The 22,047-nt window shown below is 65.1% G+C and carries 15 protein-coding genes and 1 tRNA gene; 7 read left to right on the top strand and 9 right to left on the bottom strand.

Features of this window, described 5'->3' with window-relative positions; all coding sequences use genetic code 11:
• The 5 genes from G3N98_RS17625 to G3N98_RS17605 form a co-directional block, all read left to right on the top strand.
• Nucleotides 1–1,365: efflux transporter outer membrane subunit (locus tag G3N98_RS17625; protein WP_206148776.1), on the top strand; the 1,365-nt coding region annotated here is incomplete at its 5' end.
• A 304-nt stretch (nucleotides 1,366–1,669) separates the two neighbouring features.
• Nucleotides 1,670–3,205: a catalase gene (locus G3N98_RS17620; RefSeq protein WP_206148775.1), complete on the top strand. Its 1,536-nt coding sequence runs from the start codon at nucleotides 1,670–1,672 to the stop codon at nucleotides 3,203–3,205.
• Between the two features lie 77 nt (nucleotides 3,206–3,282).
• Nucleotides 3,283–3,894 (top strand): ankyrin repeat domain-containing protein, encoded by a 612-nt coding sequence (locus G3N98_RS17615; protein WP_206148774.1) that lies wholly within the window; start codon nucleotides 3,283–3,285, stop codon nucleotides 3,892–3,894.
• Between the two features lie 717 nt (nucleotides 3,895–4,611).
• Nucleotides 4,612–6,444, top strand: coding sequence for a S53 family peptidase (locus G3N98_RS17610; protein WP_206148773.1), 1,833 nt, complete (start codon nucleotides 4,612–4,614; stop codon nucleotides 6,442–6,444).
• Nucleotides 6,445–6,894: 450 nt separating this feature from the next.
• The gene (locus G3N98_RS17605; RefSeq protein ID WP_206148777.1) at nucleotides 6,895–8,571 is read left to right on the top strand and encodes a DUF3300 domain-containing protein; all 1,677 of its coding nucleotides are present in this window, start codon (nucleotides 6,895–6,897) and stop codon (nucleotides 8,569–8,571) included.
• 136 nt (nucleotides 8,572–8,707) lie between these two features.
• Here the strand turns inward: G3N98_RS17605 and G3N98_RS17600 are convergent, their stop codons facing one another.
• On the bottom strand, nucleotides 8,708–9,358 hold the full coding sequence (locus G3N98_RS17600; protein WP_206148772.1) for a pyridoxamine 5'-phosphate oxidase family protein: 651 nt from the start codon (nucleotides 9,356–9,358) through the stop codon (nucleotides 8,708–8,710).
• Nucleotides 9,359–9,672: 314 nt separating this feature from the next.
• On the opposite strand from G3N98_RS17600, the gene G3N98_RS17595 reads away from it, so the two are divergent.
• Nucleotides 9,673–11,139, top strand: a complete 1,467-nt coding sequence (locus tag G3N98_RS17595) for a PLP-dependent aminotransferase family protein (protein WP_206148771.1) — start codon at nucleotides 9,673–9,675, stop codon at nucleotides 11,137–11,139.
• A gap of 21 nt (nucleotides 11,140–11,160) precedes the next feature.
• Here the strand turns inward: G3N98_RS17595 and G3N98_RS17590 are convergent, their stop codons facing one another.
• From G3N98_RS17590 to G3N98_RS17560, 7 genes are all read right to left on the bottom strand, one after another.
• Nucleotides 11,161–12,711 (bottom strand): phospholipase D family protein, encoded by a 1,551-nt coding sequence (locus G3N98_RS17590; protein ID WP_089474435.1) that lies wholly within the window; start codon nucleotides 12,709–12,711, stop codon nucleotides 11,161–11,163.
• 260 nt (nucleotides 12,712–12,971) lie between these two features.
• Nucleotides 12,972–13,047: transfer RNA gene (locus G3N98_RS17585), tRNA-Ile, on the bottom strand.
• Nucleotides 13,048–13,176: 129 nt separating this feature from the next.
• Nucleotides 13,177–15,597 (bottom strand): RNA polymerase sigma factor RpoD, encoded by a 2,421-nt coding sequence (rpoD, locus tag G3N98_RS17580; RefSeq protein WP_089427997.1) that lies wholly within the window; start codon nucleotides 15,595–15,597, stop codon nucleotides 13,177–13,179.
• Nucleotides 15,598–15,685: 88 nt separating this feature from the next.
• Nucleotides 15,686–17,563, bottom strand: coding sequence for a DNA primase (gene dnaG / locus G3N98_RS17575; RefSeq protein ID WP_089474434.1), 1,878 nt, complete (start codon nucleotides 17,561–17,563; stop codon nucleotides 15,686–15,688).
• A 68-nt stretch (nucleotides 17,564–17,631) separates the two neighbouring features.
• On the bottom strand, nucleotides 17,632–18,078 hold the full coding sequence (locus tag G3N98_RS17570) for a GatB/YqeY domain-containing protein (RefSeq protein ID WP_089427999.1): 447 nt from the start codon (nucleotides 18,076–18,078) through the stop codon (nucleotides 17,632–17,634).
• A gap of 209 nt (nucleotides 18,079–18,287) precedes the next feature.
• The gene (gene rpsU, locus G3N98_RS17565) at nucleotides 18,288–18,500 is read right to left on the bottom strand and encodes a 30S ribosomal protein S21 (RefSeq protein ID WP_006479415.1); all 213 of its coding nucleotides are present in this window, start codon (nucleotides 18,498–18,500) and stop codon (nucleotides 18,288–18,290) included.
• Between the two features lie 107 nt (nucleotides 18,501–18,607).
• On the bottom strand, nucleotides 18,608–19,828 hold the full coding sequence (locus G3N98_RS17560; RefSeq protein WP_206148770.1) for an NAD(P)/FAD-dependent oxidoreductase: 1,221 nt from the start codon (nucleotides 19,826–19,828) through the stop codon (nucleotides 18,608–18,610).
• 130 nt (nucleotides 19,829–19,958) lie between these two features.
• Here G3N98_RS17560 and tsaD point away from each other — a divergent pair, with 130 nt between their 5' ends.
• Nucleotides 19,959–20,999 carry a tRNA (adenosine(37)-N6)-threonylcarbamoyltransferase complex transferase subunit TsaD gene (tsaD, locus tag G3N98_RS17555; RefSeq protein WP_011355802.1) on the top strand — a complete coding sequence of 347 codons (1,041 nt, stop codon included), beginning with the start codon at nucleotides 19,959–19,961 and terminating at the stop codon, nucleotides 20,997–20,999.
• Between the two features lie 98 nt (nucleotides 21,000–21,097).
• Here tsaD and folE2 read toward each other — a convergent pair whose 3' ends face one another.
• A complete protein-coding gene (gene folE2, locus G3N98_RS17550) occupies nucleotides 21,098–21,907 on the bottom strand; it encodes a GTP cyclohydrolase FolE2 (protein WP_089428001.1) in 810 nt (269 codons plus the stop codon).
• Nucleotides 21,908–22,047: the final 140 nt, after the last annotated feature.

Raw genomic sequence — 22,047 nt, 5'->3', positions numbered from 1 at the left:
TTCGTGCGCGCGCCGGCCACCGGCGTCGACCCCACGGCGCCCGCGCCGAGCGCATGGTGGCACGCGCTCAACGATCGCCAGCTCGACGACCTGATCACCGCCGCGCTCGCGTACAACCCCGATCTGCACGCGGCACAAGCCCGCTTGCGCGCATCGCGCGCGCAGCTCGCGCAACAACGTGCGGCCCAGTTGCCGAAATCGTCGGCCACCGTCGCCGCCATCCGCACGCGCGAGCCGGACGTCAGCGCGCTCGGTTCGCTGCTGCCGTCGAACGGTGCGAGTCAATCGGGCGGCACCTCGCCGTCGCTGGGTGGCTCGGGCCCGCTGCAGCTCTATTCGGCAGGCTTCGACGCAACCTGGGAAATCGACCTGTTCGGCGGCACGCGCCGCGCGGTCGAAGCGGCATCTGCGCAAGCGGAAGCGGTCGACGCCGATCTCGCCGACACGCAGGTGTCGATCGCTGCCGAAGTCGCCAACGCGTACATCGACCTGCGCGATCAACAGCAGCGGCTTGCGCTGTCGCGGCGCACTGCCGAGCTGCAGCAGAAGATGCTCGAACTCACGCAGCAGCGTCGAGCGCGTGGCGTTGCCGCCGATGCCGACATCGAACGCCTGACGACGCAAGTCGAAAACACGCGTGCATCGCTGATCCCGCTCGACGCGCAGGTGACGGAATCGCTCGACCGGCTCGCGATCCTGACGGGCCGCGCGCCCGGTGCGCTCGACGCGGCACTGTCGACATCGGATGCGCCGCTGCCGACGCTACCCGGCAGCGTCGCGATCGGCGATCCGGCCACGCTGCTGAAACAGCGCCCCGACATTCGCGCGGCCGAGCGCCGGCTCGCATCGAGCAATGCGCAGATCGGCGAGCACGTCGCCGATTATTTCCCGAAGGTGACGCTGCTCGGCGATCTCGGCTTCAGCGCGACGGATCCGGGCCACCTGTTCCGCAAGCAGAACTTCACCTGGGTCGGCGCGCCGTATCTGCAATGGAACATTCTCGACTTCGGGCGTACGCGCGGTGCGGTGCGCGCGGCCGAGGCATCGCGAGACGAGGCGGAAGCGAACTATCAGAAGGCGGTGCTCGGCGCCCTGCAGGATGCCAACACGGCATTGCAGCGTTACGGGCACCAGCGCGAGCATGTCGTTGCGCTCACCAAGGTGCAGACGTCGGCCGTGCATTCCCGATCGCTGATGGACGAGCGCTATCGCGCGGGCGTCGCATCGATGATCGACCTGCTCGATACGCAACGCGAAGCGTTGGCCGCGCAGCAGAACGTGATCGCCGGGCAGGCCGAGCTGATCAAGGACTACGTGTCGTTGCAGAAGAACCTCGGGCTCGGGTGGCAGGCGGGCGCCGGTTGATGCCGGGTTGATCGGTGCCGCACGGCAGGGTTCGTCGAGGCTACTGCGGCGCCGATGCTCGCAATGCGGAGCAAGTCCAACGCACCCGCGTTCGACGCTTGTGATCGCTTCACGGCGCGCGACGCAACAACTCATTGCGCACGCAACAATATTCATCGTCCGCGCTGATGAGAACCGCACCCACGCCGCATCGACGCCGTCGCTATCGGAAACATATCGAATATCAATTAGCCAATCGTCTGACGATCTCTTCTAATTCAGTCGGCTTCCCCACCACCGATCGGATTCAAGGAGTTCCATCGTCATGTCCTCATCCTCCCATCGCGTGCTGAGACACGCAGTCGCCGCGATCTGCGTTGCACTTTCCGCGTCCCCCCATGCCGCCGAACTCACGCGAGACACGGGCGCCCCCGTCGGCGACAACGAGAATTCGCAGACGGCCGGCCCTGCCGGCCCCGTGCTCCTGCAAGACTCCGCACTCATCGAGAAACTGCAGCGCTTCGATCGCGAACGCATTCCGGAACGGGTCGTGCATGCACGCGGCACCGGCGCATTCGGCGAGTTCGTGCCGACCGCCGACATCTCGAACCTGACGAAAGCGAAGGTCTTCACACCCGGCACCCGCACGCCCGTGTTCGTGCGCTTCTCCACCGTGATGGGCTATCGCGGCTCGCCCGAACAGGCGCGCGATCCGCGCGGTTTCGCGGTGAAGTTCTATACGCAACAGGGCAACTGGGACATGGTCGGCATCAACTGGCCCGTGTTCTTCATTCGCGACGGCATCAAGTTCCCCGACTTCGTTCACGCGAACAAGCCGAGCGCCGTGACCGGCGTGCAGGACCCGAACCTTGCGTTCGACTTCTTCGCGCACACGCCCGAAGCGACTAACATGCTGACGATGCTGTACACGAATGCGGGCATGCCCGATTCGTATCGTCACATGGACGGCTTCGCGGTGCACGCGTTCAAGTTCGTCAATGCGCACGGCGACGTGCATTACGTGAAGTTCCACTGGAAGAGCCAGCAAGGCGTGCACGGCCTGCGTCCGCAAGACATCAATGCATCGATCGGGCGCGACTGGAACATGATGACGAACGACCTGTACGGCGCGCTGAAGCAAGGCGAATTCCCGAAGTGGGATCTGTACGTGCAGGTGCTCACACCGCAGGACCTGAACCGTTTCGACTTCGATGCGCTGGACGACACGAAGGTATGGACGGGCGTGCCCGAGCGCAAGATCGGCACGATGACGCTGAACCGGGTGCCCGACAACTACTTCCAGTCGACCGAGGAATCGGCGTTCGCGCCGTCGCGACTCGTGCCCGGCATCGAGCCGTCAGAAGACCGGATGCTGCAGGACCGGCTGTTCGCGTACGCCGACACGCAGATGTACCGGCTCGGCGCGAACTACATGGACCTGCCGATCAACCGGCCCGCCGTGCCGGTGGTCAACAACAACCAGGACGGCAAGATGAACGCCGGCGACCGCAAGGGCGAGGTGAACTACGAACCGTCGACGCTGCATGAACTCGCGCCGGATCCGCAATACAAGTCCGTGCGCATGACGCTCAACGGAACGACGCAGCAGGAAGCGATCCACAAGAAGCTGCGGTTCCGTCAGGCGGGCGAGTACTACCGCAGCCTGTCGCAGCAGGACAGGGACGACCTGATCACCGCGCTGTCCGGCGACCTCGGCAAGGTGACGAACGCGCACAACCAGTACGCGATGCTGTCGTACTTCTACAAGGCCGATGCCGACTACGGCACGCGTCTCGCGCAGGCCGTGCACGCCGACGTCGGGCAAGTGCAGGCGCTCGCCGCGAAGCTGAGCGAGAACTGATCCCGCGACTCCGGTCGCCGTCGACGTGCGGGGTTGCGCCGCGCACGTCGACCTTACCCACCCATCAGGACATCCTCATGCAATCCGAACGCCTGACGCGCGCGATCCGCTCCACCGCGACAGCCCTGGCGCTGGCCGCGCTCGCCGGTTGCGCGCACCTTCCCGACCAGCCGGCGTATGCGCCGGCCGACCCTGCCGCGCTGCGTCGCTACGACGGCGACTGGTTCGACGCCGCCCGCGTCGGCCGCGTCGACATCCTGCGCGCATTGCACGACGCCGGCTATCCCGTCGATGCCACCGACAGCCATGGCTTTACGGCCGTGATACTCGCGTCCTACGATGGCCAGCCCGCCGCGCTCGACTACCTGCTGTCGGCCGGCGCAAACGCATGCGCCGGCGACCGCCACGGCAATACGGCGCTGATGGGTGCCCTCTTCAAGAACGAACCCGACATCGCGCGGCGCCTGATCGACACGCCATGCCCGATCGACCAGACGAACGGCGCCGGGGAAACCGCGCTGGGATTTGCCACGCTGTTCAACCGATTCGACCTGATTCCGCTCCTCGTCGCGCGTGGCGCGAATCCGAATCATGTCGATCGGCGCGGTCAGTCGCTGTTGCAGCTCGCGCGGTCGCACGACAACACGGAAGCCGTGGACGCGCTGCAGCATGCAGGTGCGCGGCAGTAGCTTCATGCCCTGCTTCCTGATGCCCGCGTGCTCGCCTCGCTTCACCGCGACCCAGCGATTCGAGTCACGCCTCGAACACGATCGGCGAATTGCGCCCATTACGCATCAAACCGGAAATGATCGGCAATTCGCATTCCGCATTACTTTATTTGGCGGCCTCGAATATTACAAAACACTGCCAATATTTTCAAAAACATTGCGCCTATTCGCTTTAATTTAGTTTCATATAATCAAAAAAAGTTTGACACCTCGCTTTCGTTCTTGATACCGTCCGATGCAAGCAATCTGACGAATTGCTCACTACGCAATCGCTTCCGCTCTACGTTTTTTCGCTTTCGCCGCACCGCAGTGCTCGCCGCCGGCCGCATCGTTCGCGCGCCGACGCATGCAACATCCCGATGCATCTCATTGGACAACTGCCATCCGGCAGCGGGTCGAAGGATCGAATCAAATGAGCAGGACAACGAAACTGTTGCTCTAGCAACCCCGCCCGCGTCACGTCCGGCGCAGTTGTGTCGTATCGCGGCGCAGCCTTCCCGTTACCGCGTTTTCCGTATTTCGCCCCCGGAGAAAAGACACCGTTCCGGATCGGGCGAAAGGCCCTGTCGCGTCCGTGCCATCCGCACGCGTGCGACAGAAATCGGCGGTGCATGACCCGCACCGCTGTCGACCGTTGTTGTTCGTGCTGTTCGATGTTCAACCGGAGGGGTAATTCAAATGAATCAGGTTGCAGACAAGAATCAAAAGCACAATCGCTTCGTCAAACTCGCCTTCGCCGCCGCGGCCGCCGCATCGTTCGGCATGGCGACCGCCCATGCCGCGCCTGCGGCCGGCTGGACGGAAACGCACACCAAGGGTTTCCTGCCGCTCGTGCAGCAGAGCGAAGCCGGTACGGCCGGCGCGCCCGCCGCGAGCACGGCGGCGGCTGCAGCAGCCGCCGTCGAGATGGCGCCGGGCGAGTCGGTGGACATCGTGCTCGGGCTGAACCTGCGCAACGAGGCGCAACTCGACCAGTATCTGCACGACCTGCATACGCCTGGTTCGCCGCACTACCGGCAGTTCCTCACGCCGGCGCAGTTCGCGTCGCAATACGCGCCGACCGACCAGCAGGTCGCCTCGGTCGTCGCGCATCTGCGCACGGCAGGCTTCGTGAACATCGTCGTCGCGCCGAACCGTCTGCTGGTCTCCGCGTCCGGCACCGCGGCCACCGTCAAGTCCGCGTTCCGCACGACGCTCAAGCGCTTCACGCGCAACGGCCGCAGCGTCTACGCGAACACCGACGCCGCGCAAGTGCCGAACGCGATCGGCGGCGTCGTGGGTTCGGTGCTGGGCCTGCAGAACGTCGAGCTGATGCACACGGGCGCGGGCAGCCAGCCGCAAGGCAACACCAGCAACCTGACGATTCCGGCCGGCGCATCGGCGGTGCCGCACAACCCGACCGAATTCTCGTCGATCTACGGCGGCGACGGCACGCCGACCGCGTCGCAGACCACCGTCGGCATCATTTCCGAAGGCGACCTGTCGCAGACGGTGAGCGACCTCAATACGTTCGCCGCAAACAACAGCCTCGGCACGATCAGCAGCAGCATCGTGAAGACGGGCCCGTCCGGCAGCTCGTACACCGACACCGACGGCACCGTCGAATGGAACCTCGACAGCCAGTCGATCGTCGGCGCGGCCGGCGGCAGCGTGAAGCAGGTCGTGTTCTACGTCGCACCGTCGATGACGCTCACGGCGATCACCGCCGCGTACAACAAGGCCGTGACCGACAACGTCGCAAAGGTGATCAACGTGTCGCTCGGCGTGTGTGAATCGTCCGCGAACAGCACCGGCTCGCAGGCCACCGACGACACCATCTTCAAGCAGGCAGTCGCGCAGGGGCAGACCTTCTCGGTATCCGCCGGCGACCATGGCGCGTACGAATGTGCGAGCGGTACGCCGTCGCGCTCGACCTACACGGTGAGCGAGCCGGCAACATCGCCGTACGTGATCGCGGTGGGCGGCACGACGCTGTTCACCAATACGTCGACCAACGCGTACAACAGCGAGATCGTCTGGAACGATCCGAGCTGGCAGCCGGGCACCGTGTGGTCGACGGGCGGCGGGTACAGCAAGTACGAAGCCGCGCCGTCGTGGCAATCGTCGAGCCTCACGGGATCGACCAAGCGCGCACTGCCCGACGTCGGCTTCGACGCGGACCTGCGCACCGGCGCGATTCTCGTCGTCAACGGCCAGACGTCCGACACGCTGTGGGGCTCCGGCTACCTCAACAACGAAGGCGGCACGAGCCTCGCCGCGCCGATCTTCACAGGCATCTGGGCGCGCCTGCAGTCCGCCAACAACAATGCGCTCGGGTTCCCCGCGTCGAGCATCTACAAGTACTTCCCGAGCAACGCGGCGCTACTGCACGACGTCACGTCCGGCAACAACGGCAGCGGCACCTACGGCTACAAGGCGAAGGCCGGTTGGGACGCGACGACGGGCTTCGGCAGCGTGAACATCTCGAAGCTGAACACGTTCATCCAGAGCACATCGGATTTCGCACGCTGATGGAAAGATGACCGCCCCGGTTCCGCATGCGCACCGCAGCGCATGCATGGAACCGGATGTGATCGCTTGAGCAACCCGTGAGGGCCGCAAGGCCTTCGCGGGTTTTTTGTGTTCCGCGCAATCTCGAGGCGCAACCTCCGGCGCGACGATGCCTTCTCCAACCTTCCAATCGTTGCACAAGCAACTTTCATGTCCATTACCCGGGCAGCATCGACCCGCTTACGGACTGCAAGGTACACACTGTTACACAACGCACAGACAACTTCCGCGCGTGTCGTGCGTTTAACTGAATATATCGATTCGTCGCGGGACAACCACGCTGCGAGCGCGACCCTGCCGCCAGCCCCGGCCGATGCCCCCGGAGCATGCGCTGACGGCCGCGGCACAGTACTCAAGCCGATCGCACGGCCCGCGTGCCTGCCAACGCCGACACAACACCGAACGAACAACATGAACAACACACGTGCATACCGCCCCGTGAGAACGCTGATCGCGTCGTCCCTCATCGTGTCGCTGCTCGGCCTCTCGGCCTGCAACAAGAACGGCGACAGCAGCGCCGCCGCTGCGGCCAGCGACGCAAGCGCGGCCGCCGCAGCCCAGCCCGCCTCGACGCCCGTCGCCTACACGCCGCCGACTGCCGACCAGCTCTACCAGATGGTCGCGCCGATCGCACTGTTCCCCGACAAGCTCGTCGCGCTGGTGCTGGCGGGTGCAACGTACCCGGACCAGGTCACGGCCGCCAATAACTGGGTCATGCAGAATCCGTCGTTGAAGGGACAGCCACTCGCCACCGCCGCCGATTCGCAGCCATGGGATCCGGCCGTCAAGGCATTGACCGCGTTCCCCGCGGTGCTGTCGCAGATGGCATCGAACCCGGCCTGGACCACGTCGCTCGGCCAGGCCTACTACAACGACCCTACCGACGTGATGAACGCGATCCAGGTGATGCGCCAGCGCGCGCAGACGTCCGGCCATCTCCGCTCGGGCGGCCAGATGCGGGTCACGCAAGTCGCGCAGGCCGCGCCGACCGGTTATACGCCGGCTACCGACGCGCCCGTGGTCTACGCCGGGCCGGCGATCGTGCCGCCCCCCGCGCAGGCGATCGAGATCGAATCGGCACAGCCCGACGTCGTCTATGTCCCGTCGTACAACCCGACGGTCGTCTACGGCGAGCCGGTTTCGGCCTACCCCGGCTACGTGTACCGGCCCCCTTCATACAGCACGGGGGAAGTCGTTACTGCCGGCGTGATCACGTTCGGCATCGGCATCGCCGTCGGCGCCGCGATCTTCGGGCACCACGACTGGGGTTGGCATGCATGGGGCATGAACTGGGGCGCGCCGCGTCCGGAAGGCCCCCGCTGGAATGGCGGCTGGGAGCGCCCGGCCGTGGTGTACAACCACACCACGTACGTGTCGAAGTCGACCACCGTGATCAACAACATCACCAACATCCGCAACACGCGAATCACGAACAACTACGGCGGCAACGTCACCAACAATACGACGAACACGACGATCGAACGCAACACGATGCAGCCGGGTGCGGAGCCCATGCGCGGGCAGGCCATGGCGCAACACCCTGGCGCCGTGCCGATGACGATGCCGCACTTCGGCGCGAACGACGCGCGCCCCGGCGCGCGCCCGTCGCCTGGCGCGTTCGCACAGAACCGTGCGAACGAACCGCATGCCGAGGCACCGGCGCAACATGCGCCTGACGCGATGCGCGAAGAGCGGCAGCAGGCCATGCAGCAGGCGCACGCCGCGCAGGAAAATCGTGCGGCCGCCCAGCAGCAATTGCAGCAGCAACGCGAGGCGATGCAACAGCACAACGCAGTACAACAGCAGCAACGCGAGGAAATGCAGCAACACAACGCAGCCGAGCAACAGCAGCGCGAGGCGTTGCAGCAACACAATGCGGAGCAGCAACGCCAGCGCGAAGCCATGCAGCATCGCAACGAGACTCTGCAGCACGTGCAAAAAGAGACGCCACAGCACAACGAAGCGCAACCACAGGAACACGCGGCAGCGCAGCCGCGGCAACCGGCCCCCGAGCACGCACCCGCACCGCATCCGCACCCTGCGGAGTCGCATCCGCCACACGAGACGCATGAGCATCGCGCCGAGTGAAATGCTCGCCGTGACGGCAGCGCGGTATTCGCACTGCCGGCGGCGAAATCGCGTCTCGTTGCCGTGCGAACGCAGCTCGGCGCAACATTCCGCGCGCCACCATTCTCAGCGAAACCGCACGGCCCTGCCGTGCAACTTACTCCTCCCAGTTCCGGACATAATCCGGCACCGGCACGCTGCCCTCGGCATGGACCGGCGCACCGCGCGTCATCTTCAGCGGCAGGATCCCCGTCCAGACAGCAAGCGCGAGATCTTCGTCCTTGTCGGACGGCATTGAGTCGCTGACCTTCACGGCTGCTTCCGCAAGCGCAATCCGCAGCACGCTGGTCGCATTGATTTCTTTCTCGTTGCCGGGCCGCGCGTCATGCCTGCGACCCGGCGCGATCTTGTCCATCAATGCATCCAGCGCCGCCAGCTTGTCCGCACTGCCCTCCACCATCTCGAACCGCCCGTAGATCACCGCGGATCGATAATTCATCGAATGGTTGAAGGCCGACCTCGCCAACACGAGACCGTCCAGCAACGTCATCGCGACGGAGGCCTGTGCACCCGCGGCCAGCGCCTTGATCATCCGGCTGCCGTTCGATCCGTGAATATAGAGGTGATCGCCCCGTCTCCAGTGCGCGGTCGGGATGCAGTGCGTGTCCTCGCCCGAACCGAATGCAATGTGGCACACGTAGGCCTCGTCCACGATGCGATGAAGCATCTCGCGATCGTGGTTTGCCAGCTCCGGCAGGCGGCGAATGGTGGTGCGGGATGTGGGTGAGATGACGGTCTGGTCTTTCATGTTTCGTTTTCCTGTTTGCACGCTCTTGCGCGCATCGAGCGGCCCGCGTTTCGGCAACGCGCAGGCATTCACTCGAAATATATTTGTACTACGAAGTGAATGGCATCGAACGCTACAGCTTGCGCGCGCGAATGACCGGTCGATCGGCCCATCGACAGTCGCTTGGCAAATCAATCAAAATACGCGTACGCGCCTATCCGTGACGATCGCTGGACATGCCCGCGCACCGCGCCGGCACCACGAGAACGTGAACGATACGACGCGCGTCGAATCTTCAAAAGAACCAGCTCAACGAAAAATTCTGGAACCAGCCCATGGATCTCGCGCTGCTCGTCTCATCGCTTTCCAGACAGGACGGCACGACACGACACAGCCAGCAGGAGACCCTCTACCGGAGCCTGCGCAACATGCTGCTGGACGGGCACATCCCGCCCGGCACGCGGCTCGTGTCGACGCGCGTGCTCGCGGCCGAGCTGGGCATCGCGCGCAACTCGGCGGTCTATGCGTACGAGCGCCTTGCCGAGGAAGGCTTCGTGGCGGCCACGCGCAACGGGACGATCACACTATGGGACGGGTGCGGCCGTTCCACCACAGAGCCCGAACGCGGCCCGGCCCCGGTTCGATTGTCCGAGCGCGTGCATGGGCTGGAGAACGCCGATCCCGAACCCGAACGCATGCTGCCGTTCGTTCCCGGCCTCCCTTCGCTCGATGAATTCCCCGTCGCCCAATGGCGCCGTTGCATCGAGCGCGCATGGAAAGTCATCAAGCCCGCGCAGCTCGCCTACGGCCCGGTCGAAGGGCTGCCCGAATTGCGGCGTGCCGTGGCCGCCTACATCCGGGTCTCGCGCGGCGTGCGCTGCGAAACAGGCCAGGTATTCATCACCGACGGCACGCAAAGCAGCCTCGAACTGTGCGCGCGCATGCTGGCGAATCCCGGTGAATATGGCTGGCTCGAGAACCCCTGCTACAACGGCGCCCGAACCGCATTCCGGTCGACCGGGCTGGAGCTCGTGCCAATCGAGGTCGACCACGAAGGCATGGCGCCAACCGACGAACAATGGCGCACCCGGCCGCCCCGGCTGATCTATACGACACCGTCGCACCAGTACCCGCTCGGCGCGCTGATGAGCCCCCGTCGGCGCGCGGCGCTCGTCGAGCACGCACGTGCGTGCGGCGCGTGGATCATCGAGGACGATTACGACAGCGAGTTCCGCCACGGCGGCCAGCCCCTGCCCGCGATCCAGGGCCTCGATGCCGACGCACCGGTCTGCTATCTCGGCACCTTCAGCAAGACGATGTTTCCCGCCCTCCGGCTCGGCTTCATGGTGGTACCGCCGACGCTGGTCGATCGCTTCACCCGCACGCTGCGCGAACTCGTCCATCGCGGCCACTCGGCCGATCAACTGGCGATGGCCGAATTCATCGACACCGGCCTCTTTGCACGACACCTGCGCAGGATGAGGACGCTGTACGCCGAGCGTCGGAGCAGCCTCGAAGCCGCACTCGCCCGCCACCTCGGGGCCGTGCTGGGCATTCGCGAAAGCGCGGGCGGCATGCATCTGTCGGCCAATCTCGCGATGCCGCTGCACGACACCGACGTCGCCCGCGCCGCAGCCGCGCATGGCCTGCTGCTTCAGCCGCTGAGCAGCTATCGGGTCGGCGACGGCCGCTCATACAACGGCTTCGTGCTGGGCTATTCCGGGCTTAACGACGCGACGATCGAAGCCGCGACGAGGCAGCTCGCAGCCATCATCGAGCAACACGGCCGCACGCGCGGCTGAATGTCGCGCCGGCATCGTTGCTCACAGTTGCGACTCGAGCGGAAACAGCCCGAGGAACCAGACTTCCATCCGCCGCGCAGCAGACACTTCCGGTTCGTGATCGAGCTCGGTGACCTTCCCGTCCGAATCGGTCTGAATCCACTTGAGCCGCCCTTTGCCCGCCGGATCGGTTCTCAGCTCGACCCGCCACGCGATGCGATCGAGCCGTGCCTCCAGATCGTTGGCCACCTGCGACGCAATCGCCGGACTCTCGCAGTAAACGCCGATCTCCGTATTGAGATTCAGCGAGCGCGGATCGAGATTCATCGACCCGATGAAAATGCTCTTGTGATCGAACACGTAGGTCTTGGCATGCAGCGATGCGCGCGACGACCCGATGATGACCTGCTTCGAGATACTCTTGTCACCCGACGGCCGCCGCTCGTAAAGCCGCACGCCGGCCGCCACGAGATCGCTCCGATAGTGCCGGTAGCCCGCATGCACGGCCGCGACGTCGGTCGACGCGAGCGAGTTGGTCAGCACCGTCACGCGCACGCCACGCGCCGTGAGCGCGCGCAGCCGCTCGACGACCTCCTTGCCCGGCACGAAATACGGCGACACGATCAGCAGGTCATGTTCGGGCTGCAACGCGAGCGCCCGCAGCTGCGGCATCAGGTGTCCGTCGCTGTCCTTCGGCGCATGCGCGATCTTCGACGGATCGTCGTACAGCACCGTCGCGTGCCCCCACGACAGTTCCGTGCCCTGCCCGTGAACGATCCGGTCGAGCCGCTGTCTGGCCTCGAGCACGTACGGATTGTCTTCCATGGCCCTCAGGTAGTCGCGCAACCGTTCGCGCTCGCGGTCCAGCCCACCCGGCGCCGCATCGTGCCCGACCAGCGCACTGATCGGGTACGCGTACGGGGAATTCCAGAACGTATCGAATTCGGTCGAAATGTCCTTCACGACCGGGCCGTGAACGACGACATCGAGATCGCCGAACTCCAGCATCGACGATGCGCCGAAATACTCGTCGCCGATATTGCGGCCACCGACGATCGCCGCCTGGTTGTCCGCGATCATCGCCTTGTTGTGCATGCGACGATTGACGCGCGAGAACTCGAACACCGTGCCGATCTTCTTGAACCGGCGCGTGGCGACCGGATTGAAGAGCCGGATCTCGATGTTCGGATGCGAACTGATCTCGAGCAGCTTGCGGTCATCCGCGTTCGTGCCGAGGTCGTCGAGCAGCGCACGCACGCGCACGCCGCGATCGGCCGCGCGAATGATCGCATCGGCCAGTTCGTGCCCGGTCAAGTCGTCATGCCAGATGTAGTACTGAAGATCGATCGAGCGGTCCGCGCGATCGGCGAGCAACACGCGCGCATCCAGCGCGTCGACCGGGTCGGTCAGCAGATGAAACGCGTCCTGCCCCGGATGCGTACTGGCCTGCTGCTGGAACGCGACACCCAGCCGCGTGTTGTCCGTATCGGTGTACGCGTGCGTCGGCGCGCGATCTGCCTGCGGCGGCAGGCTCGCGCATGCAACGAGCGCCAGCAACGAAAGAAGCGCACCCCACGAACGCAGCATGGTCATGATTGCCGTCCCACTCCCGGCCGAAGTCTGTTTGTTCTCGCCGCCGGATGGATCGCGGGGCTGTTTGGCTTGCCTTGGGCCGCAATCGGTATCGCGTGTGAAACGGCCGCGCTACAGCATACTTCGATTGACGGCGACGCGGCACCCTCTCGGTACTTTCCTGATCACGACATGGGTCACGCGCCCCCGCAAAGAAAAACCCGCGACGCATGAAGCGATCGCGGGTTTTCGGCATGCCGCACGAACGCGCGCATGAAATCTGGTGGGCCCGGCGGGGTTCGAACCCGCGACCAATCGATTATGAGTCGACTGCTCTAACCGCTGAGCTACAAGCCCTGATGAGAAGCGAAGCGTGTCACACGCTGCCCCGACGAAGAAGCCGGGCCGGCATTGTAACAACAAAGGAGAGAAACGCCACCGGCATCACGCGGATGCCGGTGGCGTTCGCAGGAGAGACGCTGGAAATCAGTTCCCTTCGAGGAACGACTTCAGCTTGTCGGAACGGCTCGGGTGACGCAGCTTGCGCAGCGCCTTGGCCTCGATCTGACGGATCCGCTCACGCGTGACGTCGAACTGCTTGCCGACTTCCTCGAGCGTGTGATCGGTGCTCATCTCGATACCGAAGCGCATCCGCAGCACCTTCGCCTCGCGCGGCGTCAGCGAATCGAGCACGTCCTTCACGACGTCGCGCATGCTCGCATGCAGCGCGGCATCCGCCGGCGCGACCGTGTTGGTGTCCTCGATGAAGTCGCCGAGATGGGAATCGTCGTCGTCACCGATCGGCGTTTCCATCGAGATCGGCTCCTTCGCGATCTTCATGATCTTGCGGATCTTGTCTTCCGGCATCTCCATCTTCTCGGCGAGCGTTGCCGGATCCGGCTCGAGACCGGTTTCCTGCAGGATCTGCCGCGAGATGCGGTTCATCTTGTTGATCGTCTCGATCATGTGAACCGGAATACGGATCGTGCGCGCCTGGTCCGCGATCGAGCGCGTGATGGCCTGACGGATCCACCACGTCGCATAGGTCGAGAACTTGTAGCCACGACGGTATTCGAACTTGTCCACCGCCTTCATCAGGCCGATGTTGCCTTCCTGGATCAGGTCGAGGAACTGCAGGCCGCGGTTCGTGTACTTCTTCGCGATCGAGATCACGAGACGCAGGTTCGCCTCGGTCATTTCGCGCTTCGCCTGGCGCGCCTTCAGTTCGCCGGCCGCCATCTGACGGTTGGTTTCCTTCAGGTCCTTCAGCGGCAGCACGACGCGCGCCTGCAGGTCGAGCAGGCGCTGCTGCTGTTCGCGGATCGCCGGGATGTTACGCGACAGCACCGCGCTGTACGAATGGCCTTCGGCCATGATCTTCTCGGCCCAGTCGAGATCGGTCTCGCTGCCCGGGAAGCGCGCGATGAATTCCGAGCGCGGCATGCCGCACTTGTCGACGACGATGTGCAGGATCTGGCGCTCGACCTGACGCACTTCGTCCACCTGCGCACGCAGCGTGTCGCACAGGCGTTCGACGGTACGCGCGGTGAAGCGGATCGTCATCAGTTCGGTCTGGATCGTTTCCTGCGCCTTCAGGTAGGCCTTCGACTTGTAGCCTTCCTTTTCGAATGCGCGGCGCATCTTGTCGAACCACTCGCTGATCTGCGAGAACTTCTCGAGCGACGCACGCTTGAGGGCTTCGAGCTGGGCGGCGTTGGCCGATGCCTGCGCGGCACCGTCATCTTCCTCCTCTTCCTCTTCTTCCTCTTCCTCTTCGGCTTCCTCGTCCTCGTTCTCGATGGCTTCCGCTTCCTTCGCGGAGAAGCCGTCGGTATCGGCGGAGTCCGAAGCATTCGGATCGAGCAGGCCGTCGACGAGCTCGTCGACGCGGATCTCTTCGTTCGCGACGCGTTCGGCCATCGCGAGGATGTCGGCGATCGTCGTCGGGCACGCGGAGATGGCCATCACCATGTGACGCAGGCCGTCCTCGATCCGCTTCGCGATCTCGATTTCGCCTTCGCGCGTGAGCAGCTCGACCGTGCCCATTTCACGCATGTACATCCGGACCGGATCGGTCGTGCGGCCGAATTCCGAATCGACGGTGGACAGCGCGACTTCCGCTTCCTCTTCGACTTCATCGTCCGACGACGCGGCGGGCGCGTTGTCGTTCAGGAGCAGCGTTTCCGCGTCCGGCGCCTGCTCGTAGACCGCCACGCCCATGTCGTTGAACGTGCCGATGATGCCTTCGAGGGCTTCGGTCTCGGTGAAGTTGTCCGGCAGGTGGTCGTTGATTTCGGCGTACGTCAGGAAGCCGCGCTCCTTGCCGAGCTTGATCAGCGCGCGCAGTTTCACGCGGCGCTCTTCGAGCTCCTCGGCCGTACCAGGCGTGCTCGTCGCGAACGCTTCCTTCAGTAGCGCCTTTTCCTTGGCGCGACGATCGCGCACCTTGGATTTGCCCGGGGCAGCCGCCGCTGCTGCGGGCTGCTCGTCGCTCTGATTTGCGTCGTCTTCGACGGATACTTCGTTCAGCTTTTTGGTCATGGAGTTCGCCGTACCGGCTATATCGACTCGCGGCTGCTGGACGACAGCCGGTTGAACCGTGGGTGCATGAGTAGTACGTACTGCCGTTTCGTCCGCGGCGGCAGTCGTGTCCCTTGCGCTTTTCGCACTTGCCCGCTTCGCCGCCGGCTTGGCCGGCCCGGAGTCGGGTCTGGCGGCAGCCCGTGTTCTGGCTGCCGGCGCCGGCGCAGCCTGAGCAGTGCCGGCCGCGGTTTTCTTTCCTGCCGGGGCTGACGTGGCTGAAGACGTTGTCCTGGTGGAAGAAGCAGACTTGGCCGCTGTGACCTTTTTGGTCGGCTCCGTCGAGCCCTTGCCTGTTGCTTTCTTTCCGCCTGTCGTCTTTGCCATCGCGATTCTCGCCTCTGCTTGGAAAACAAACCGCTGGAAACCTTATATTATAGCACGCTGGGGAGCCCTCTCTAAGCTCTCCAGCCGCCTACAGCCCGAGCCGACGCTTCATGTCGGTTCGCTGCTGGTTCAATTCCGTCAATTCGGCCAATTCCTCGGGTGTGAAGGTAGATTGCCGCGCCAGCCTGTCAAGCCGGTCGCAGCAAGCGTCGTAACGCATCTTGAGCACCGCCGCCTGCAGTTCCTCCCCCGCGATCCGTTCCTGTTCACGCTGCCGCTCGGGCACCGTCTCGTCTTCCGGATTCTGTAACAGCAAGTCGCGGACGTTTTCATCATAGTCCAGAATTTCGCGGAAGATTTCCTCGTAAGTCGCTCCATTCGAGGACGTCCGCAGGACATCCGACAGCAGCCGGAACTCCGCGCCTTCGCCCAGCGCGCGCGCGTGATCGACGACTTCCGCGAACAGCTCGCCGATGCGCGGCAATGCGCGCAGGGTCGCCAACTGCTCATCGTCGAGCTGCGACGCGATGCGCGGATGCATCACCAGCGTGCGCAATGCACGCTTTTCACTGTCCGTCACGCGGCGCCGCTCGCTGCGCGGGGGCGCCTGGCGCGGCGGTGCCGCGATCCGCGTATCGACGTCGGAGAGCGCCGCGACCTCTTCGAACGGGATATCAAGGCGGTCGGCGAACATGTGCATGATCTGCGCGCGCAACGCGTTCGCGGGCAGCGCCTGCAACAACGGCTTCGCATCGAACAGCGCCTTCGCGCGGCCTTCCGGCTGATCGAGCGCCTTGCCGGAAATTGCTTCGTTCAGCAAAAATTGCGACAACGGCATCGCGCGCTCGACCTGCTCGGAGAACGCCGCCTCGCCGAACTCGCGCACATAGCTGTCCGGATCGTGCTCGGCCGGTAGAAAAAGGAACCGGATCGTGCGGTTGTCCCCCGCATGCGGCAGGCAGGCCTCGAGCGCTCGCCGGGCCGCTCGCCGCCCGGCCGAATCGCCGTCGAAGCTGAAAATGACCGTATCGGTCTGGCGCAGCAGCTTCTGCACGTGAATCGGCGTGCACGCGGTACCGAGCGTCGCGACCGCGTTCGGGAACCCGAGCTGGGCGAGCGCGACGACGTCCATGTAGCCTTCGACGACCAGCACGTACTTGCGCTCGCGAATCGCGAGCCGCGCCTCGAACAGGCCGTACAGCTCGCTGCCCTTGTTGAACAGCGGGGTTTCAGGCGAGTTCAGGTACTTCGGCTCGCCGCTGCCGAGCACGCGCCCGCCGAAGCCGATCACCTGGCCCTTCACATTGCGGATCGGGAACATGATCCGCTCGCGGAACCGGTCGTAGCGGCGCGCGACGCCCTGCGCATCGGTCTTCTCGCTGACGATCACGAGCCCCGACTCGACGAGCGACTCGTCGCGATAATCCGGGAACGCGGCCTCGAGGTTCTGCCAGCCGTCCGGCGCATAACCGAGCCCGAAGCGCGCAGCAATCTCGCCGGTCAGGCCCCGGTTCTTCAGGTACTGGATCGCGACGGTCGCGCCGCGCAACTGCTTGCGGTAGTAGTCGCACGCGGCGGTCATCGCATCGGACAACGCAGTCGCGACCGATTTCGACACCGGCGCCGGATAGTCACCGCCACCGCCGCCGCCCCCACCGCCGCCACGCATCGACGGCTCGTGCGGCACGGTCAGCCCGACGGACTGCGCGAGATCCTGCACGGCCTCCGGGAACGTGAGCCCCGCGTGTTCCATCAGGAAGCCGATCGCGGTGCCGTGCGCCCCGCAACCGAAGCAGTGATAGAACTGCTTGGTTGGACTAACGGTAAACGACGGGCTCTTCTCGTTATGGAACGGGCACAGCCCCATGAAATTGGCGCCGCCCTTCTTGAGCTGCACGTACTTGCCCACCACGTCGACGATATCGACGCGGTTCAGCAAGTCCTGCAGGAACGAATGCGGAATCACCGTGGGATCGAGCGAAAAAAGACAATACGACACCCCGGCGCACGCACCGCGCGCCGGGGAAACAGGTGTTACTTCGTGAGCGCGGCCTTGACCAGCGCGGAAATGGCCGTCATGTCGGCGCGGCCGGCGAGCTTGCCCTTCAGCACGCCCATCACCTTGCCCATGTCCTGCGGGCCGGCGGCGCCCGTCTGCGCGACCGCGGCCTGGACTTCGGCGGCCACCTCGGCCTCCGACAGCTGCTCGGGCATGTAGCCGCTCAGCACGACCAGTTCGGCCTGCTCCTTCGCGACGAGGTCGTCACGGCTGGCGGCCTGGAACTGGCTGATCGAATCCTTGCGCTGCTTGATCATCTTGTCGATCACGGCCGTGATGCCCGCATCGTCGAGGGTGATCTGATCGTCGACTTCGCGCTGCTTGATCGCGGCCATCAGCAGGCGAATCGTTGCCAGGCGCTCGCTGTCCTTCGCGCGCATCGCGGCCTTCATGTCTTCGCTGATCTGCTCTTTCAAACTCATCTTTCACCCGGGAAGGAAACGTGAATCCGACGCCCGCCAAAGGGCGTCAACACAAAAACCCGCTTGGGACAATGTCTCAAGCGGGTTGCTCGAATCCGGCATCGGCGGCTCGCCCGATCGGTCGCACGATCATGCTCGATCTTTCGCGATCACCTGATCGCACGGAGTCGCCGGTGCGCCGCTCAGCGAACCGCGCGGCGCCCAATCGTTCAGTACAGCTTCTTCGGCAGTGTCTGGCTGCGGATGCGCTTGTAATGACGCTTCACTGCAGCAGCCTTCTTGCGCTTGCGCTCCGCGGTCGGCTTCTCGTAAAACTCGCGCGCACGAAGCTCGGTCAACAGACCATTCTTCTCGATCGTACGCTTGAAGCGACGCATTGCAACTTCGAACGGCTCGTTCTCTTTAACGCGAATGATCGTCATGATCCGACACGAATAAAGGTTTGCAGGGAAAGACTACCGAGTATAGCAGAGCGATTGCCTAAAGGCACGGGGCCCGGCCCCGCCAAAACGGCGTCGGCCCAGCCCCGTCAGGCGCCGCGCGCATACTCCGCCGCGGCCTGTCCGGCCGCCGTGCCGGACGCCCACGCCCACTGGAAGTTGTAGCCGCCGAGCCAGCCCGTCACGTCCACCGCCTCGCCGACGAAGAACAGCCCCGGTACGCGTGCGCTCATCATCGTCGTCGACGACAGGTCGCGCGTATCGACCCCGCCCTTCGTCACTTCGGCCTTCTTGTAGCCCTCGGTGCCGTTCGGCGTCAGCGTCCAGCCGGACAGCGCGTCGCCGATCTGGCGCAGCGTCTTGTCGGGCAGGTCCGCGAGCCGCGCGTCGGCCGCGACGCGATGTGTGTCGAGCCACGCATGCGCGAGGCGCGACGGCACCCAGTCGGCGAGCAGCGAACCGATCTGGCGCTTTGACGTGCGCTTCGCGTCGAGCAGGTCGGCCACCGTGTCGCGCTGCGGCAACAGATCGACGCGAATCGGGTCGCCGGGCTGCCAGTAACTCGAGATCTGCAGGATCCCGGGCCCGGACAGGCCGCGGTGGGTCAGCAACAGGTCCTCGACGAATTCGCCGCCGCGCTTCTTGTCGCCGGTCGACACGCGCACCTCGAGCGATACGCCGGACAACGCCGCGAACGGCTCCCAGTCCTGCTGCGCGAACGTCAACGGCACGAGCGCGGGCCGCGTGTCGATGAGCTTGTGACCGAACTGCTTGGCGATCCGGTAACCGAAGTCGGTCGCGCCGATCTTCGGGATCGAGAGGCCGCCGGTCGCGATGATCAGTGCGCGCACACCGATCGTCCCCGCCTGCTGCGTGTCGAGCGTGAAGCCATCGGACGGCGCGTGGCGCACCGCGTCGACGACGACGGGCCGGCGCCACGCGATACCGCCCGCGTCGCACTCGTGCTTCAGCACGTCGATGATCGCGTCGCTGCCGTGGTCGCAAAAGAGCTGGCCCTTGTGCTTTTCGTGCCAGGTCACGTGATGGCGCTTGAGCAGCCCGAGGAAGTCGCGCGGCGTATAGCGCGCCAGCGCCGAGCGCGCAAAATGCGGATTCGACGACAGATAGTTGTCGGGGCCGGCGTACAGGTTCGTGAAGTTGCAGCGGCCGCCGCCCGAGATGCGGATCTTCTCGGCGAGCCGCGGCGCGTGATCGATCAGCACGACGCGGCGGCCGAGTTGCCCGGCCACCGCGGCGCTCATCATTCCGGCGGCGCCCGCGCCGATCACGGCGATGTCATAAGTTTCCATGGCGCGGATTGTACCTGCCCGGCATCCGGCCCGGGCCGCTGCCAGCGGGGGCAGGCCCTCGCCTGCTATACTTTCCGGTTACGTTGACCTTCCTGCGGCGCGCCCGATACGGCGTGCCCTGCCCGTACCCATGCTCGTTCTCGGCATCGAAAGCTCCTGTGACGAAACCGGCCTCGCGCTCTACGACACGCAGCGCGGCCTGCTCGCGCACGCGCTCCACTCGCAGATCGCCATGCACCGCGAATACGGCGGCGTCGTGCCCGAGCTCGCATCGCGCGACCACATCCGGCGCGCGCTGCCGCTGCTCGAGGAAGTGATGGCGCAAAGCGGCACGCGCCGCGACGACATCGACGCGATCGCGTTCACGCAGGGCCCCGGCCTCGCCGGCGCGCTGCTGGTCGGCGCGAGCATCGCGAATGCGCTCGCGCTCGCCTGGAACAAGCCGACCGTCGGCATCCACCACCTCGAAGGCCACCTGCTGTCGCCGCTGCTCGTCGACCAGCCGCCGCCGTTCCCGTTCGTCGCGCTGCTGGTGTCCGGCGGCCACACGCAACTGATGCGCGTGACCGACGTCGGCGTGTACGAGACGCTCGGCGAAACGCTCGACGACGCGGCCGGCGAAGCATTCGACAAGACGGCCAAGCTGATCGGCCTTGGCTACCCGGGCGGCCCGGAAGTGTCGAAGCTCGCCGAAACCGGCACGCCGGGTGCGGTCGTGCTGCCGCGCCCGATGCTGCATTCGGGCGACCTCGACTTCAGCTTCAGCGGCCTGAAGACGGCCGTACTCACGCAGATGAAGAAGTTCGAAGCGGCGAAGCTCGAAGGTGAAGCACTCGAACGCGCGAAGGCCGACCTTGCTCGCGGCTTCGTCGACGCGGCCGTCGACGTGCTCGTCGCCAAGTCGCTCGCCGCGCTGAAGAAGACAAAGCTCAAGCGCCTCGTGGTCGCGGGTGGGGTCGGCGCGAACCGCCAGCTTCGCGCCGCGCTGTCGGCCGCGGCAGCCAAGCGCGGCTTCGACGTGCACTATCCCGATCTCGCGCTCTGCACCGACAACGGCGCGATGATCGCGCTGGCAGGCGCGTTGCGGCTTGGCCGCTGGCCCGAGCAGGCGAATGCCGACTACGCATTCACGGTGAAGCCGCGCTGGGATCTCGCGTCGCTCGCGCGCTGAGCCGCGCCGCGCACGCGACGCAACGCCGCACCGGCAAACAGAAAGGCCGCTCAATTTTGAGCGGCCTTTCTTCATCGACGCGACAAAACGCCGCGGCGTTATGCAGCCAGTCGCTTGTCGCGTTCTATCAGCGCATACGCGCTGTGATTGTGGATCGACTCGAAGTTCTCGGCTTCGAGCACGTATGCCACCACACGCTCGTCCGCATCGAGACGCTGCGCGACGTCACGCACGAGATCCTCGACGAACTTCGGGTTCTCGTACGCGCGCTCGGTGACGAACTTCTCGTCCGGACGCTTCAGCAGGCCCCACAGCTCGCACGATGCCTCTTCCTCGGCGATGCGGATCAGCGCCTCGACCGGCAGGTCGGCCGCGAGCTCCGCGTCGATCGTCACGTGCGAACGCTGGTTGTGCGCGCCGTACTGCGAGATCTTCTTCGAGCACGGGCACAGGCTCGTCACGGGCACGAGCACCTTCAGGAACAGGCGCGTATCGCCGTTGCGGCTTTCGCCCGCGAGCGTCACCTCATAGTCGAGCAGGCTCTGCACGCCCGACACCGGCGCCGTCTTGTTCACGAAGTACGGGAACGTGACTTCGATGCGACCGGCTTCGGCTTCCAGCTTCTCGAGCATCGATGCGAGCATCGCGCGAAAACGCTCGACCGTCAGCGGTGCACGGTTCTCTTCGAGCAGCGCGACGAAGCGCGACATGTGCGTGCCCTTCTGGTCGGCCGGCAGGCGGACATCGAGGTTCCAGACACCGACGGTCGGCTGCACGTCGCCGCTTTCGGTGCACACCGTCAACGGATGCCGGACCGCCTTCACGCCCACACGCTGAATCGGAATCTGGCGGGTATCCACCGTGCTCTGCACGTCGGGCATCACGAAGGCGGGATTCATCTGGTTCATCTTGTTCAATCCTTGTAAGCCGCGCGTTCGACGACGCGCACGCCGCGTCATGCGGCAGCCGGAAAAGCAACATGGGCCCGCAGGCCCATGTTTTCCGCATCAATGAAGACCGGTTGCGCCAGTCGCACCGACACCGCCCG

Source organism: Burkholderia sp. Tr-20390, from assembly GCF_017104595.1.
Lineage (GTDB): Bacteria > Pseudomonadota > Gammaproteobacteria > Burkholderiales > Burkholderiaceae > Burkholderia.
This window is presented reverse-complemented; position numbering and strand designations above follow the sequence as displayed.

What these genes read in the sequence shown, in the direction of transcription:
- G3N98_RS17620 (WP_206148775.1), top strand. Translation starts at nt 1,670, where the DNA reads ATGTCCTCATCCTCCCATCGCGTGCTGAGACACGCAGTCGCCGCGATC.
- G3N98_RS17615 (WP_206148774.1), top strand. Translation starts at nt 3,283, where the DNA reads ATGCAATCCGAACGCCTGACGCGCGCGATCCGCTCCACCGCGACAGCC.
- G3N98_RS17610 (WP_206148773.1), top strand. Translation starts at nt 4,612, where the DNA reads ATGAATCAGGTTGCAGACAAGAATCAAAAGCACAATCGCTTCGTCAAA.
- G3N98_RS17605 (WP_206148777.1), top strand. Translation starts at nt 6,895, where the DNA reads ATGAACAACACACGTGCATACCGCCCCGTGAGAACGCTGATCGCGTCG.
- G3N98_RS17600 (WP_206148772.1), bottom strand. Translation starts at nt 9,358, where the DNA reads ATGAAAGACCAGACCGTCATCTCACCCACATCCCGCACCACCATTCGC.
- G3N98_RS17595 (WP_206148771.1), top strand. Translation starts at nt 9,673, where the DNA reads ATGGATCTCGCGCTGCTCGTCTCATCGCTTTCCAGACAGGACGGCACG.
- G3N98_RS17590 (WP_089474435.1), bottom strand. Translation starts at nt 12,711, where the DNA reads ATGACCATGCTGCGTTCGTGGGGTGCGCTTCTTTCGTTGCTGGCGCTC.
- rpoD (WP_089427997.1), bottom strand. Translation starts at nt 15,597, where the DNA reads ATGGCAAAGACGACAGGCGGAAAGAAAGCAACAGGCAAGGGCTCGACG.
- G3N98_RS17570 (WP_089427999.1), bottom strand. Translation starts at nt 18,078, where the DNA reads ATGAGTTTGAAAGAGCAGATCAGCGAAGACATGAAGGCCGCGATGCGC.
- rpsU (WP_006479415.1), bottom strand. Translation starts at nt 18,500, where the DNA reads ATGACGATCATTCGCGTTAAAGAGAACGAGCCGTTCGAAGTTGCAATG.
- G3N98_RS17560 (WP_206148770.1), bottom strand. Translation starts at nt 19,828, where the DNA reads ATGGAAACTTATGACATCGCCGTGATCGGCGCGGGCGCCGCCGGAATG.
- tsaD (WP_011355802.1), top strand. Translation starts at nt 19,959, where the DNA reads ATGCTCGTTCTCGGCATCGAAAGCTCCTGTGACGAAACCGGCCTCGCG.
- folE2 (WP_089428001.1), bottom strand. Translation starts at nt 21,907, where the DNA reads ATGAACCAGATGAATCCCGCCTTCGTGATGCCCGACGTGCAGAGCACG.